Genomic DNA, 14,713 nt, shown 5'->3' on the forward strand with positions numbered 1-14,713 from the left:
ACAAAACATGCCATAGAAGGGTGTTAAACTTATCACCTAATACCAATCTTATGGAGTGGGCGTGATGCTGCGCAAGGCCGTGCGACTAAACTTAATGCTGTCACTTCTGCCAGTAGTGCTTTTGGTGGGGTGTAGTCAGCCTAATCATAGTCCTAAGCAAGACGATTCTCAGGTGGCTACAAAGCCTTCTCAGGCGCTCGTAACTCGGGTTCCAACTACTATTACTTCTGCTGTTACGCCAATCAGCCCTACTAGCCAGGCAACGATTCAGGTTTCTACGCAGCCTACGACGCAACCCACTTCACAGGCGACAGTCACTCAGGTTGTCGTGACAAACACGCTAGCCACGGTAACCAACTTGGTTACGCCATTGCCAGTCACTGTTCTGCCTTCGCCATCAGTGACAGTGCCAATTGCATCGCCAACTGTGTCTGTCACCACTACGGCTCACGTTACTGCACCTGTCACAGCTACGGTAACGTCATTGCCAACTGGTGCTGTAATACCAAGTACTACACCAAGCAATACGCCAGTACTGACCCCAACACCAGTCACAACAGAAACCGTTGTTGTGGTCACCGAAGATGTGCAGCCAACTTCGTTCCCATCAACTACATTGGATGAGGTGGTGCCGACACCGATCGCCAATCAACATTTATTGGATGTTTATGGTATTCAGCTAGATGCCTTTGGTCGTATTGCTAGTGGTTATAAGATGATATATAGCGATATGCGTGATACGCCTGTCGCCTGTGTAGCAGAAAACGATCAACTTGTTGATGCTTGCCAACCAATTCAGGTGGCGCAGGTATTGGCAACGCCTCAGCCTCGCTTGTCCTTGGTAAATGATCAGCCTGGTTATATTTCTTACGATGAGAGGGAAATGGCATATAGTCGTTTGCCTAATGGTTGGCGGGTACAAAACCGCTTCGAGCTAGGCAATGCGTTGCAAAGTGTTGAGCAAACCGACGTGAGTATTACTGACAGCGCCATTTTTACGCTCGAGGGCATTGAAATCTTCGGTGGAGTTTTTTGTGGGCTAATATCCTGCCCGGAGCAATCGCTTGCTAACGGCACGCTTTTTAGTGAGCAAGCGCGGATGGCCATTTACCGAACACAGTCAGCCCTGCCAAGGTCTAACCCAACACTTAAGTTAAAGGTGCTCATTGAATGCACGGATAGTCCTTGTGATAAACGTCGTGTCGATCAATATCCAGTCGATGAGCATCCACTTGTTTGCCAAGGTGAAGCGTGCAAAATTAACCTAAGTACAGGCGAAGTATTGGCAGAGGACAGCACCTCTCTTGGGTTTGTAAGCGTTATGCCGTTTAGTGCTGGCAATCTTGTTGGCTATGAGTTTGCCGCGAATGAGTTCTTCGAAGCGCATTATCTCGTTCGTGTTCGCGGTACAGGCAAGCAAACGAACACTGCAACGGGTGAAATTAAGCATTTGTTATTAGCCAACTGGTTTGAATTTTCACGCGTATCAGCGAGCAAAAACGGTTGGGCGATTATGTTTAACCAGGCAGCGAAAGAGGAAATGGTGGACGTGCTAGCACAATAGCCATCACCTACTAACGCCTTGCTTCATGGCGCCTTACCCACAGAGCGAAGCAAGGCATTGGTTATTTACCCTATCTTGCAATTCTTTTACCATCTGGCGCCCATTCATATTTTTTAAGGCCTGCTCTTGAGACATCCTGCTATTGTTCGCCGCCAAGTTGATCAGCTAAATCCACACATGGTTGCGCAGCATGGCGAGGTAATTGCCCGCTTGCTGGCTGCTCGAGGCGTGAATACCCCGCAAGATGGTGATCTATCGCTGCAGTCGCTAGCGCATTTCCAATCATTAAAAGGCATTGATGCAGGCGCGGAACTACTGCAACAAGCCTTGCTCGAGCAATGGTCTGTGCTCATCGTAGGTGATTTTGATGTGGATGGTGCAACCAGTACAGCGCTGGCAGTGCAGGGCTTAAAGGCATTTGGCTTTCAGCAAGTAGACTACCTGGTACCTAATCGCTTTTCCTATGGTTATGGGCTTACACCTGGGCTGGTGGGTGAGGCTGCCAAGCTAAACCCCAACTTAATCATCACGGTTGATAATGGCATTGCCGCCGTCGATGGGGTGCAGGCAGCTCAGGCGCTGGGTATTAAGGTGCTAGTCACCGACCATCACTTGCCTGGTGACCAGTTGCCAGAAGCGCAGGCCATTGTTAATCCTAACCAGCCAGGCTGCCAGTTTCCGTCTAAGGCTGCTTGTGGCTGTGCGGTGATGTTCTACCTGCTATCTGCTTTCAGAGCTAGGTTAAAGGCAGCCAATGATCCTCGCTGGCAGGTCAATATGGGGCAGTTTCTCGATTTATTGGCGTTGGCAACGGTAGCGGATGTGGTGCCACTTGATCACAATAATCGAATAATGGTAGCCGCTGGCATTCAACGTATTCGCAAAGGTCAAGCTCGCCCTGGGATTATGGCGCTCATCGAAGTGGCAGGGCGTCAATACCAGCGTATAGAAGCGGCTGATTTTGGTTTTGCCCTTGGCCCTAGAATCAATGCAGCCGGTCGCTTAGATGATATGTCGATTGGCATTGAATGCTTATTAACAGAGAACGCAGCCACAGCCCGTGAGCTTGCCACCCTATTAGACAGTTTCAACCGTGACCGGCGCAGCATTGAGCAGTCCATGCATGATGACGCCCTGCAAGCACTGCAAGCGATTAAACTGGATGAGCAGCCAACTGGGGTGGTGCTGTTTGAGCCAAGTTGGCATCAGGGGGTAGTGGGTATACTCGCTTCTCGCATTAAGGAGCGCCTGCATCGACCGGTGATTGCCTTTGCCATGAATGATGAGCAAACCGAACTAAAAGGTTCTGGCCGCTCGATACCCGGCCTGCACTTGCGCGATATGCTGGACCTACTAGACAAGCGATATCCCAACCTGATTAGCAAGTTTGGTGGTCATGCCATGGCGGCCGGTTTGACGATCGCAGCGGACAATATTCAAGCATTTCGCCAAGCCTTCAACCATGTCATTGAAACGCAAATTGATGCCAACCTGCTTAACCCTGAATTATTGACCGATGGCTCACTACCGGCGTCGTTGCGCACCATAGAGTTTTGTTATCAATTAAAAACCTTTGGCCCTTATGGACAAAAGTTTCCGGAGCCATGCTTTGATGATTATTTCACTATTATTCAGCAGCGCATTGTGGGTGAAAAGCACCTAAAACTCCTGCTACAAGACGAAGCCGGTCAAACCATCGACGCCATCGCGTTTAATGTCGACCTAGATATTTGGCCAAACCAAGCGCGCCAAGCGCATGTTGTTTATCAGTTAGACGCCAATCATTTTCGCGGCAATACCAGCCTGCAATTAATGGTGCAATATATTGAGCCTAAATAGTGCTAGCTTTATAGAGCTAAGCCATCGTTTAGGCTACAATACGCGCCCCATTTATTTGCTGGAGTTAATTGTGGAAGTTAATCCAATTCGCGAGGCGCTAAAAGACCTTCAAACCCGCACCAACGTGCTTAGGGGGTATCTTTGACTACGACAATCGCAAAGAACGATTAGTTGAAGTTGAAATGGAGCTAGCTGAGCCATCCGTTTGGGACGATCCTGAGCGGGCGCAAAAGCTAGGTCAAGAGCGTTCAAGTTTAGAACGAGTGGTGAAAACCATTGATGATCTAAACGCAGGCATCGAAGACTCAAGCGACTTATTAGACATGTCGGTTGAGGAAAATGATGAAGATGCCGTGGCAGATATTTTAGCGGAAGTTGAAACCATGCAAGCCAAGCTTGCAGATTTGGAATTCCGCCGCATGTTTGCTGGCGAAATGGATGAGAACAATGCTTATCTAGATATCCAAGCAGGTTCTGGCGGAACCGAAGCGCAAGACTGGGCCGAAATGCTGCTGCGCATGTACTCGCGCTGGGCCGAAGATAAAGACTTTAAAGTTGACGTGTTGGAAAAGTCTGACGGTGAAGTCGCCGGGATTAAAAGTGTAACCCTGCACATCCAAGGTGAATATGCATTTGGTTGGTTGCGCACCGAAACAGGCGTGCACCGCTTGGTTCGCAAATCACCATTCGACTCAGGCGGTCGTCGTCATACATCATTTTCATCGGTGTTTGTTTCGCCTGAAGTTGACGACAATGTTGATATTGATATCAACCCTGCAGATTTGCGCATTGATGTATATCGCGCGAGTGGTGCCGGTGGTCAGCACGTAAACAGAACTGAATCCGCCGTGCGCATCACCCACTTGCCAACCAATGTTGTGGTGCAGTGTCAGAATGACCGCTCGCAGCATAAAAACAAAGATACCGCCATGAAGCAGCTAAAAGCCAAGCTTTATGAGCTAGAAATGAAAAAGCGTAATGAAGCGGCACAAGCGCAAGAAGACTCTAAGTCAGATATTGGCTGGGGCAGTCAAATCCGCTCATACGTTTTAGACGATGCCCGTATTAAAGATTTACGCACTGGCGTTGAAAATCGCAATACCCAACAAGTACTCGATGGCGCTCTCGACCCATTTATCGAAGCGTCACTTAAGCAAGGCCTATAACAACAGGAGCTAACTATGGCTAATGACATGCCACTTCAAGATGAAAACCAAATCGTCGCCTTGCGCAAAGAAAAGCTAGAAAAGATTAAAGCTAAACGCAACGCTTACCCAAATGATATTCGCCGTGATGCCTACGCAGGTGAACTGCAAGCAAAATATGATGGTAAAAGCCAAGACGAATTAGCTGAGTTAGGTGCAACGGCAACCATTGCTGGTCGTGTTGTACGCCGTGGTGGGCCGTTTATTACGGTGCGTGATATGTCGGGCACAGTGCAAGCATATCTTGGTAAACAGGATCAAAAAGAATCGGAAGACTGGCAAGCGCTAGATATTGGTGACATTGTATCGGTTTCAGGTGTCATCAGCCTTTCGGGTCGTGGTCAGCTATATGTGCAGGCACAAAAGCCAGAGCAGTTTCGTTTGTTAAACAAAACACTGCGACCACTGCCAGATAAATGGAAAGGTTTATCGGACCAGGAAGTTAAATACCGCCAACGTTATGTCGACTTAATTGTTAGCGAAGAAACACGTCATACCTTCACTGTGCGCGCCAAAATGATTCAAGGCATTCGCAGTTATTTAGCTGAGCAGAACTTCGTAGAAGCTGAAACGCCTATGCTGCAAGTAATACCTGGTGGTGCAACGGCGCGACCATTTATTACCCACCACAATGCAATGGATATCGATATGTATCTTCGCATTGCACCTGAGCTATATCTAAAACGCTTGGTAGTAGGTGGTTTTGAGCGGGTGTATGAGATTAACCGTAACTTCCGTAATGAAGGGGTGTCAACGCGTCACAACCCTGAGTTCACCATGTTAGAGTTCTATCAAGCCTACGCTGACTATAATGACATGATGGACCATACCGAGAACATGTTGCGCCAAATTGCGCAAGATGTACTCGGTACCACCACGCTAACGTATCAAGAGCAAACCTTTGATTTAGGTGCGGCCTTTGAGCGCCTGCCAATGACTGCTTCAGTGGTTAAATACAACGACGGCATTGCCTTGGAAGAGCTGCAAACCCTAGAGGGTGTCACCGCAGTGGCTAAGCGCCTTGGCATTAATATTAAGCCATCTTGGGGCTGGGGTAAGGTATTAACCGAGATCTTTGAAGAGACGGTGGAAGAAAAGCTCGCTGGTCCAGTATTTATCACTGAATACCCAGCTGAGGTGTCGCCATTGGCGCGTCGCAATGATCATAACCCAGAAGTAACTGATCGATTCGAGTTCTTCCTTGGTGGTCGCGAAATTGCCAATGGTTTCTCTGAGTTAAACGATCCAATCGATCAAGCTGAGCGTTTCCAAGCACAGGTAGCAGAAAAAGAAGCTGGTGATGATGAAGCCATGTTTTATGATGCTGACTATATTCGTGCGCTGGAATATGGCCTTCCGCCAACGGCTGGTCAAGGTATTGGGATCGATCGCCTAGTGATGTACTTTACCGACTCGCCAACCATTAAAGACGTTATCTTATTCCCGCATATGAAGCCGGTAGATAACCAGTAAGTAATAAAGAAGGAGCAGCAATGCTCCTTTTTTTATGCCAAAAAAAGCGTACTTGTCTAAAGAGTATGTGAGCGAATAAATATTTTTTGATTAATATGTTTGTATTTTATCTTTAGCTGCCTATACTAAGGCAGTCGATTTGACCAGTGTATATATTCAGAGGAGTCACAGGCATGGCCGAGAATTTTGACGCACTTATTGAGCAGAAAAAGAAAGAAATCGAACAATTAGTTCAGCAAAAAGAAGCAGAGCTTCAACGCCAAGAAGGTTTGCGTCAATTAGATGCAAAATTTGCTGGTTTTTACAGCGAATTTTCATTAACTGAAGACGACTATTTTGCCTTTAAGCAAAAAGAAATTGAAAAGTGGATCAAAGCACAAGCGCGTTCTGAATCACCTGCTGCCATTGTTGATGCATTAAATGCATACTTCTCACGTTATGATGGCAAGAAGAAGAAAGCAGCGGTATCTACTGGCCCTAAGTTAAAAGTAGGTAAGTACCGCAACCCGAATACTGGTGAAGTAATCGAAAAAATCAAGCGTAACCCTAAGCCGCTTGACCAGTGGATTGACGAAAACGGTTTCGATACCGTTGCTAGCTGGTTAGTCGACTAATTTGTAGACTTATTAAAAAAAAGCGCCACTACGGCGCTTTTTTTATGGCAGTTCCATTGAAGTTGTTGACTGAGTTAAAAGGCAAACATAATGCCTAAGGTTGGTGACCACATAATGTCACTGCTGCCTGGGTAATAAGTCAGGCGTACACTACCAAAACCAACAAAGCTGCGTGCTGGTGAGGTTTCATAGCCGATGGCGCCAACAAAACCAAACTGGGTGTTCTCACCTGAGTTAATGCTACCACCCGCCTGCAGGTTGACGCTGTTAAACATGCTACCTGTGTAGGCCTTGTACAGCGCATCGATCGCAAACGTATTGCCAGATTGCGTCGCTAAGTTCAAATGTAGCGAGGAAACGCGTGTTAACGGGCTTTCAATGGTGATATTAAACTGCCCTTGGTCGGCCAGTTTCACTACATCCGTCCCTATTGCCAAAGCAAAGCTCTGACTGCTTACTAGTGTTGCCAGAACCAATAACCATTTTTTCATTTTAAAGTGCCTCAATAGCTTGCTGCATACGTTGAAGGGCTTGGCTCAAAGTGTCGCTTGAGCAAGCGAAGTTAAGTCGTGCCCAACCCGGAGCCCCAAAAGGAGCGCCATCTGATAGGGCAATGCCATATGATAATAAATGTGGATAGGGGGTGTCTGTTAACTGCCGCCAATCCATCCAAGCTAAATAGGTTGCATTGACCGGGTAGCTTATAAGACTGTCTTGCGTCTCTTGCCAGCGATTCAGCACCGACAAATTATTCGTGAGCAGGGTTTTTACCTCATTAAGCCAAGGTTTAGCGGCCTGATAGGCGGTCGCTGTAGCCATTACCCCTAATACATTGGCATGCCCAGCAATGCCCGCCCCCGCTTTTTGAACCCGTTTTCTAAGCTTGGCATTTGGGCAGATCATATAGCTGGTGGCAAGGCCAGCAATATTAAAGGTTTTGCTGGCGGCCATTAATACCACTAGATGATCCGTGTTGTAATGCAAGGCGCTATCGTGCGCTTTGCCTGCTAGCACCAAATCAGCATGAATTTCATCACTAACTAATAATACATTGTGTTGATGACACAGCTTAGAAATCTCGCCGATTTGCTGATAAACGCAGCCCGTTGGGTTCATTGGGTTGCTGATTAGCATGGCCTTGCATTGAGGACGGGCGAGCTGGTTGGCAAGCTTATCTAGGTTAAGCTGCCAAATTCCATCAATATACTCCAGCGGCATTTCCACACAACGGGCGCCATGATTCACCGGTGCTTGGCGCATAGGCGGGTAGGTGGGTGTTGGCACAACAACCTCATCACCAGATTGGCAAACACTTGCTAGTGCCGTATTAAAGCCACTAATTACTCCGCCTTGCCAAACCACCCAACTAGGCTCGATATGGCAATTGTGCTCGCTAGCAAGCCATCTAACCACTTGCTCGTCGGCCCACTCTGGTGGCAATTGGTAGCCTAGGTCTTGGCTTGCCTCTGCGATGGCCTGCTGAATCACTTGCGCGGGGGCAAAGTCCATATCCGCAACCCACAATGGTAAGATGTCGGCGCTATACTTTTGCCACTTCATTGCGTTCGGTCGCTGGCTTAATAGTTCGATCAAGGTGAACCTCATGGATGGGATATACGACACTAGCTTAATATGCCTGCATGCTAGTGCTCAAGGGCTGCAGTCGCTATAATTGCGCCGCATTTATCAATAGGGTTCAGCATGAATTACAACGCGCGCTTTTCAGGTATTCAACGGCTTTATGGTCGCCAGCTCGCAGATGCAATGCGCACCACTAAGGTGATGGTGGTTGGGCTAGGTGGCGTCGGCTCTTGGGTGGTTGAAGCCTTGGTTCGCTCTGGTTTTGAGCACCTAGTCATTGTTGACCTAGACGATATTTGTGTTTCCAACACCAATCGCCAGGTTCATACAACGGTCAACACCGTCGGTCAATTTAAAGCCGAGGCGCTCGCCGAGCGCGCTAAATTAATTAACCCAGATGCGCACATTGAAGTATGCAACGACTTTGTCACACCAGCCAACATGGATACTTTTCTTGCTAAAACGCCCGACTTTATTGTTGATGCCATTGATGGCGTCAAAGCTAAAACAGCGCTCATCGCTGCTGCTAAAAAGGCTAAGGTGGCGCTGGTTAGCATTGGCGGGGCGGGTGGTAAAACCGACCCAACGCGTATACAAGTTAGTGATTTAAGTAAAACTGAGCAAGACCCATTAACGGCAAAAGTGCGATCTAAATTGCGTAAAGAACATGATTTTCCTCGCAGTCCAAAACGCAAGTTTGGCGTCGACGTTGTCTGGTCAAACGAACCATTGCGTTATCCTGCTGGGGATGGTGAAGTATGCTTTAGTAAACCTAGTGGTGATGCGCCTCGGCGCTTAGATTGTGCAACAGGGTTTGGTGCCGCTACCATGGTAACTGCCACCTTTGGCTTTATCGCAGTCAGTCGTATTATTGAACGGCTGGCCCAGCAACTTAAGGAGTAAGCATGCTCGATGCTATTGTTCGGCTGTTAAAAGCCCTCAACTCGGATGTTAGCCCATGGGCCATTGCTTTTGGTCTCACCTTGGGCATGATTATTGGCTACACCCCAACTTTTACCTGGCATAACCTAGTCGTGCTGCTGCTAATTTGTGTGTTACGGGTGAACTTCTCGAGCGCCATTGCCGGCATGATTCTCGGCGCAGCATTGGCTTGGCCGTTCAGTGCTCCAGCAATTGCCCTGGGTGAAACCCTGCTTACTCATCCTGAGCTACAGAGCTTCTGGACCACGCTATTTAATATCCCATTTATGCTGGTGTTAGGCCTAAACCATACCCATACCCTGGGGAGCTTGCTGGTCGCTTTGATTGCACTATTGCCACTCACCTTATTGGTTAAGTTCCTGGTAGAAAGGTATCGCCTGCATGTAATGGCTTGGTTTAACAAGTTGAAAGTCGTGCAAGCACTTAAAGCCAGTAAATTCTGGGGCTTGCTAACTTCTATTTATGGACTAAGGGGCTAAGCATGACTAAATGGATTCGTTGGATTGGCCTAGTAGCCTTTGTTGTACTAATTGTGGGAACTGGCATTGCCTGGTACTTATTTGCCGATGATGTCATTGAAGGGGGCATTAAAAAAGGTGCCAGCAGTGCTAATGGTGCGCAAGTTGATATCGCCGAGTTTGAGATTGCGCTCTTTCCATTTGGCTTTGAGCTGGAAAACATGGCGTTTACCGACCCTGAAAAGCCAACGCACAACAGTATTGAGTTTGACCGAGCGGCGCTGGATATTGATTTTATTCAGTTATTGCTCGGCCGTTTAATCATTAACGAAGTCGCCTTCACTGGCGTTCGGTTTGATACGCAGCGCCCAAGCCCTGGTGAGGTTTATGCCAAAGCAGCGCGCAGTGACGAGCAATCTGAAAGTAGTGCCTTTGATATGATTAGCTTACCGACTGCTGATCAATTGTTGGCCGAAGTAGAAGCGCTAAAAACCGTCGAGCAAGCGCAGCAATTGGCGGCAACTTGGCAGCAAGTGCAGGTGTCGGTACCACAAGCATTCGAGGCATTACCAGATCAAGCGCGCTTGCAAGCTTACGATGAGCGGGTTGATCGGCTAAAAGCCATGCAAATCGAGTCACTAGAGGATGCTCAGCAGTTGCGCAGCGAGATTGAAGCCATGCAGGGCGAAATTGGCTCAGACGTGCTAGCGTTTGCGCAAGCCAAAGTTGAAATTGAAACAGCAAAAGCGCAACTAAATCGTGATTGGCAAGCACTGCAAGATGCGCCGAACGAAGACTGGCAAGCCATTCGCAGTGAGTATAGCTTTGATCAAAATGGCTTAAATAATGCCACCCGCTTATTGTTAGGTGATGAAATTGCCAATCGCATGGTTACCTTGCAGCAGCGCTATCAGCAGGCTAAACCAATCATTGAATGGATCGTTGCTCGTATGCCAGAAGGTGGCAGTGGTGAGGATGCCATTGAACTAGGCCGCTTTGTTAGCTTCCCGGTGGAACAGCCCCTGCCAAGCTTTTTACTAAAACAGGCCACCTTTTCAATTGAATTGAGTGATGGCACCTATTTTGCCGAGCTAACCGAGTTAACCAATGACCAGACGGTGCGTGGTCGAGCCACCGAGTTGGTCTTGCGGGCTGGTGAGCAGACTGATTTTGCCAGTATGAACTTAACGGCAAACTTTGATCGCCGTGATGGCATTAACGACAGCATTCGCCTGCAGGCCGAAGGCTGGCAAGTGCCTGCGACCACCTTGATTGATCAGCCAATTTTGGCGGGTAGCTACCAAGCGGGTGGTGCGCAACTGCAAGCCAACTGGCAGCGCAGCGACAACGGCTGGCAGCTTGATGGCGCAGGCAGTTTTCCTGGGTCTGGCTTTGCTTGGCAAGGTGACTGGGCCGATCGTGCTGAGCGTGCGGTGCAGCGTGTTGACAGTGTTGAGCTTAGCCTCAGCATGGCGCAAACCCAGGGTGAACTGGAAACCAATATTGGTTCGAATCTCGATGATGCACTCAGTGGCATTGTGCAAGAAGAGGTGGCAGCCGGCCTAGCAGCCTTGGAATCAAAAGTACGTGAACGCCTGCAAGCCGAAATTGCCGCCCGTCGCGCTCCTTATGACGAAGGGATTGCTCAGTTAACCGACTGGGAAACTCGTTGGCAGAACGAGCGGCAAGCGTTTGAGACGCGAGTAGAAGAGCAGCTCGAGGCGCTTAAGCAGCAAGCACAAGGCTTTATTGACGGCCAACGCCAGCAGCTTGAAGACGCCGCCAATGCTGCCCGAGAAGAAGCTGAAGAGCGCTTGCGCCAAGAGCGCGAAGCAGCTCAGCAGCGTTTGCAAGCAGAGCAAGAACGCCTGGAAGCAGAGCGTCGGGCAGCAGAAGAAAAAGCCGAAGCCGAGCGGCGCGCGGCTGAAGAACGGGCTAAACAAGAAGCACAAGACAAACTAAAAGACGCTGTTGATGGCGTTAAATTACCGGGGTTTTAATGGACGAATCATTGAGAATTGATGTTGCATTAGAAGTAGAAGCAGCCGATTCAAGCATTGCAATCGACTTCTTGCTCGACAACATTAATTTGTCGAAATCACGTCTTAAACAAACAATGAATAAAGGCGCGGTTTGGCTTATTCGTGAGGGCCAACCAAAGCAGCGTTTGCGCCGGGCAATGACCGACTTGCAGGTAGGGGATATCGTTGAAGTGTATTACGACGAGTACTTGCTTGCACAGGTGCCACAGGTCACCGCGCCAATCGCTGACTTTGAGCTCTATAGTGTTTGGCACAAACCGGCCGGCATGCTGACATTTGGTAACGACTGGGGCGACCATCTAAGCATTTTGCGCCAAGCCGAACTGTATTTTAATAAGGCTCGCCCTTGTTTTATCCTTGATCATCTTGACCAAGACGCCAGTGGCCTAGTGATACTGTCGCATCACAAACGTGCCGCGGCGGCGCTCTCTGAGCTGTTGGTGAATGACCAAATCATTAAACACTATCGCGCCGAGGTGTCGGGCATACTAGGAGAAGTGGGGTCGACAGGCGTGTTTGACCAGCCACTGGATGGCAAGCCAGGGCTCACTGAATATCGGGTACATAAAGTCAGTGACTACGCCAACCAAAGCAATGTTGAGCTCATTACTCGCACGGGTAGAGCACAACAAGTGCGCCGCCACCTAGCCGATGCCGGGCATGCCATTGTTGGCGATGAAGGTGAGGGGATGAAACTTACGCTCGATCAAATTGAGTTCACCTGCCCGCTGACCGGCGAGGCAAGGTTGCTTACCCTTAATTAACGTGTTTGTAATACTATCCATGCCGGCCGGCGCAACACCCACCAAATGGCTGGTAGCGTGCACAGCCACAAACTTGCCGCTACCGTGGCTGCAAGCTGCACACTTTGCCAGCTTAACCCCGAGGTCAGTGCCATACTAAGGCGCTGACCTAGCCACCCGGCCACCCAGCTCGCCATGAGTGGGCTGATCAAGGCGGTGAGCAATAGTGCTGTGACCAGTAGCAAGAGCACATAACACTGCAGTGAAACCCATAAGCGCAGTTGGCGCATGCCCAGTGCGGTCAGCACGGCGAACTGGTAGCGCAAGTTGCTCAATAGGCTTTGTAAACCATAGAGCAGAGCAATCATCACCAAAAGCATTGAAAACGCCCACACCACGTTCATTAAGGCGCGCACGTCACCAAGTGTGCTGTATAAACGCACCAATACTTCCGCTGGGAAAAACGCCTGTACTTGTGCATTGTTAAACTGGCTACGCAGGCCATAAGCACTAGCAAGGCTTGCAGGTTGCACCACCACAGCCGTTACCCCATGTAAGTGCTCATTAGCTGACAAATAGCCGACCTGCTGCGGATCTTTGGGAATGGCACTGGCTAAGCCATGACTGCCCCAAACTTGTCGGATAGGCACCAAAATTGCGTTATCCCACGGGGTATTGGTAATGGGTAGTCGGCCAATAACGCTAATGGGTGCATGGGAATGATTGTCTTCATGGGCCACCATGCCATGTTGGCTCGCAAACTGCTGGCCGATCTCTAGCGCGACATTGCTGCCAACGATCGCCTGATAGGGGCTAGTAAATTGCGCTGTACCGCCTAGATGTTGAATAAAAGGTGCTGTGGTGCCAATAATCAAATGCCCTTGCCAGTTGTCACCAAAAGCAAGGGGGGCCGCCCAATCGACCCGTTCATGAGCGAGCAGGGGTGCCCACAAAGCACTGTCTAATAATGGCAAGGTTAGCGGCTCATGAAATAGGGTGCCAAGCACCAAGTCATTTTTTGACCCTGGAGCGCCAATCAACAAGGAGGCTGGATCAACAATGCGCGCCGATGCCTCGCGAATCGCCGTTTCTTGGGCTTGCAACACCAAGCCAATCGATAAAGCGCCTGCGATTAGCAGGCTAAACAAAAGCCCTTGCACAGGGTGTGATAATAACCAAGCTTTGATTAAGCGGCGCATGCTGACTGCTCCAAGCGGCCAAAAGCAAGGTGGATACTGCTCGAAGCCAAGGCTAATAAATTTTGGTCATGGGTGCTTACAATCACTAGTTTGCTTTCTGCCTGCTGTACTAATGCACTGGCAACCTCATGAGCATTAGCGGCGTCTAAGCTCGCCGTTGGCTCATCACAAAGCAGCACCTCAGGCTCGCCATATAGCGCGCGGGCTAGGGCAATGCGTTGCTGTTGACCACGCGAGAAGCGCCGAGCTGGCTTGTTCACCTCAGTGATGCCAAACTGGGTTAGCAGTGAGCGTGCCCGGTTGGCGTCGGCGTTAATCTGCATGGCATCGGCTCGCAGTAGCACATTATCTAAGGCGCTGAGTGCGCCAATTAATTCAAAGTTCTGAAACAAATAACCAATGCAATGCTGGCGCAACCGATTGCCAGTTTTGTTAGTAATCAGAGTGTCTTGCAAATAGATCTGGCCACTATAGTTAGGTATTAGCCCTGCCAATGCCATTAATAACGTGCTTTTGCCAGCCCCTGATGGGCCATGGATTACAACTAGGCCAGGGCCAGTTAGCTGTAAAGCATCAATCGCCAAAAGGGTATGTTTGCCTTGGCTAACCTTCAGTGCGTTCACCTGATACTTCATAATGCGCGCTCGTAATCAGCATTAACCACCCGTACCCGGCTGACAAACCCAGTTTCTTCGTCTACCTTGGTGCCTAGCTCTAATATGCCAGTCACAATAAGTGGTTCGGTGTAGCGAATCACATCAATGGTATCTTTGCCGCGAACAAATAGAATATCGTCTGGCCAGTCCGCTTCTGATTCACAAAATGGACACACCGCCATCGGCATCTTGGTTAACACGAAAAAATCCGCTTGCGCTTTTAATGGTGGCGCCATATAGCCACTAATTTTTACCCGCTTGCCATCTAGCGATTTCGCTAACTCGCTAAACTGCATATCACCCGCGTATAGCTCACGAATTTTTATTGTATCGGAGCTATATGTATAAATTGGCAAAAATAATAAAAAGACGAATAAATATTTCATAAATATGCCAT

At 49.0% G+C, this 14,713-nt stretch carries 14 protein-coding genes; 9 read left to right on the top strand and 5 right to left on the bottom strand.

Translation table 11 applies throughout. The features are described 5' to 3' along the window. The first annotated feature begins 61 nt into the window (after window positions 1-61). The 5 genes from DUW71_RS14970 (at window position 62) to DUW71_RS14990 (ending at window position 6,695) form a co-directional block, all read left to right on the top strand. The gene (locus DUW71_RS14970; RefSeq protein ID WP_158584154.1) at window positions 62-1,564 is read left to right on the top strand and encodes a hypothetical protein; all 1,503 of its coding nucleotides are present in this window, start codon (window positions 62-64) and stop codon (window positions 1,562-1,564) included. Window positions 1,565-1,690: 126 nt separating this feature from the next. Next, window positions 1,691-3,403 carry a single-stranded-DNA-specific exonuclease RecJ gene (gene recJ / locus DUW71_RS14975; RefSeq protein WP_233546161.1) on the top strand — a complete coding sequence of 571 codons (1,713 nt, stop codon included), beginning with the start codon at window positions 1,691-1,693 and terminating at the stop codon, window positions 3,401-3,403. Between the two features lie 67 nt (window positions 3,404-3,470). Continuing rightward, a protein-coding gene (gene prfB, locus DUW71_RS14980; protein WP_119396110.1) for a peptide chain release factor 2 occupies window positions 3,471-4,569 on the top strand; the annotation gives its coding sequence in 2 pieces (ribosomal slippage) (window positions 3,471-3,545 and window positions 3,547-4,569; 1,098 coding nt in all). 15 nt (window positions 4,570-4,584) lie between these two features. Continuing rightward, window positions 4,585-6,081, top strand: a complete 1,497-nt coding sequence (lysS, locus tag DUW71_RS14985; protein ID WP_119396076.1) for a lysine--tRNA ligase — start codon at window positions 4,585-4,587, stop codon at window positions 6,079-6,081. Between the two features lie 173 nt (window positions 6,082-6,254). Further along, window positions 6,255-6,695 carry a DNA binding protein gene (locus DUW71_RS14990; RefSeq protein ID WP_119396077.1) on the top strand — a complete coding sequence of 147 codons (441 nt, stop codon included), beginning with the start codon at window positions 6,255-6,257 and terminating at the stop codon, window positions 6,693-6,695. A 74-nt stretch (window positions 6,696-6,769) separates the two neighbouring features. On the opposite strand, the gene DUW71_RS14995 is transcribed toward DUW71_RS14990, so the two are convergent. Continuing rightward, window positions 6,770-7,186, bottom strand: coding sequence for a hypothetical protein (locus tag DUW71_RS14995; protein WP_119396078.1), 417 nt, complete (start codon window positions 7,184-7,186; stop codon window positions 6,770-6,772). Window position 7,187: 1 nt separating this feature from the next. Then, window positions 7,188-8,288 (bottom strand): MalY/PatB family protein, encoded by a 1,101-nt coding sequence (locus tag DUW71_RS15000; RefSeq protein ID WP_158584155.1) that lies wholly within the window; start codon window positions 8,286-8,288, stop codon window positions 7,188-7,190. Between the two features lie 108 nt (window positions 8,289-8,396). Here DUW71_RS15000 and tcdA point away from each other — a divergent pair, with 108 nt between their 5' ends. The 4 genes from tcdA to DUW71_RS15020 are packed head-to-tail and all read left to right on the top strand — an operon-like array spanning window position 8,397 to window position 12,482. Next, window positions 8,397-9,179: a tRNA cyclic N6-threonylcarbamoyladenosine(37) synthase TcdA gene (tcdA, locus tag DUW71_RS15005; RefSeq protein ID WP_119396080.1), complete on the top strand. Its 783-nt coding sequence runs from the start codon at window positions 8,397-8,399 to the stop codon at window positions 9,177-9,179. Between the two features lie 2 nt (window positions 9,180-9,181). Continuing rightward, complete coding sequence (locus DUW71_RS15010; protein ID WP_119396081.1) at window positions 9,182-9,697, top strand: TIGR03546 family protein; 516 nt, start codon at window positions 9,182-9,184, stop codon at window positions 9,695-9,697. A gap of 2 nt (window positions 9,698-9,699) precedes the next feature. Then, window positions 9,700-11,676 (top strand): TIGR03545 family protein, encoded by a 1,977-nt coding sequence (locus tag DUW71_RS15015; protein ID WP_119396082.1) that lies wholly within the window; start codon window positions 9,700-9,702, stop codon window positions 11,674-11,676. Further along, the gene (locus DUW71_RS15020) at window positions 11,676-12,482 is read left to right on the top strand and encodes a pseudouridine synthase family protein (RefSeq protein ID WP_119396083.1); all 807 of its coding nucleotides are present in this window, start codon (window positions 11,676-11,678) and stop codon (window positions 12,480-12,482) included. Before DUW71_RS15015 ends, DUW71_RS15020 begins: the two co-directional genes overlap by 1 nt. On the opposite strand, the gene DUW71_RS15025 is transcribed toward DUW71_RS15020, so the two are convergent. The 3 genes from DUW71_RS15025 to DUW71_RS15035 are packed head-to-tail and all read right to left on the bottom strand — an operon-like array spanning window position 12,479 to window position 14,702. Next, window positions 12,479-13,660: a hypothetical protein gene (locus tag DUW71_RS15025; protein WP_119396084.1), complete on the bottom strand. Its 1,182-nt coding sequence runs from the start codon at window positions 13,658-13,660 to the stop codon at window positions 12,479-12,481. The genes DUW71_RS15020 and DUW71_RS15025 overlap by 4 nt on opposite strands. Beyond that, window positions 13,648-14,295 carry an ABC transporter ATP-binding protein gene (locus tag DUW71_RS15030; RefSeq protein ID WP_119396085.1) on the bottom strand — a complete coding sequence of 216 codons (648 nt, stop codon included), beginning with the start codon at window positions 14,293-14,295 and terminating at the stop codon, window positions 13,648-13,650. The genes DUW71_RS15025 and DUW71_RS15030 overlap by 13 nt, the downstream gene beginning before the upstream one ends. Continuing rightward, the gene (locus DUW71_RS15035) at window positions 14,292-14,702 is read right to left on the bottom strand and encodes a hypothetical protein (RefSeq protein ID WP_119396086.1); all 411 of its coding nucleotides are present in this window, start codon (window positions 14,700-14,702) and stop codon (window positions 14,292-14,294) included. The genes DUW71_RS15030 and DUW71_RS15035 overlap by 4 nt, the downstream gene beginning before the upstream one ends. Window positions 14,703-14,713: the final 11 nt, after the last annotated feature.

The sequence above is a fragment of the Salinibius halmophilus genome, from assembly GCF_003577475.1.
GTDB lineage: Bacteria > Pseudomonadota > Gammaproteobacteria > Pseudomonadales > Natronospirillaceae > Salinibius > Salinibius halmophilus.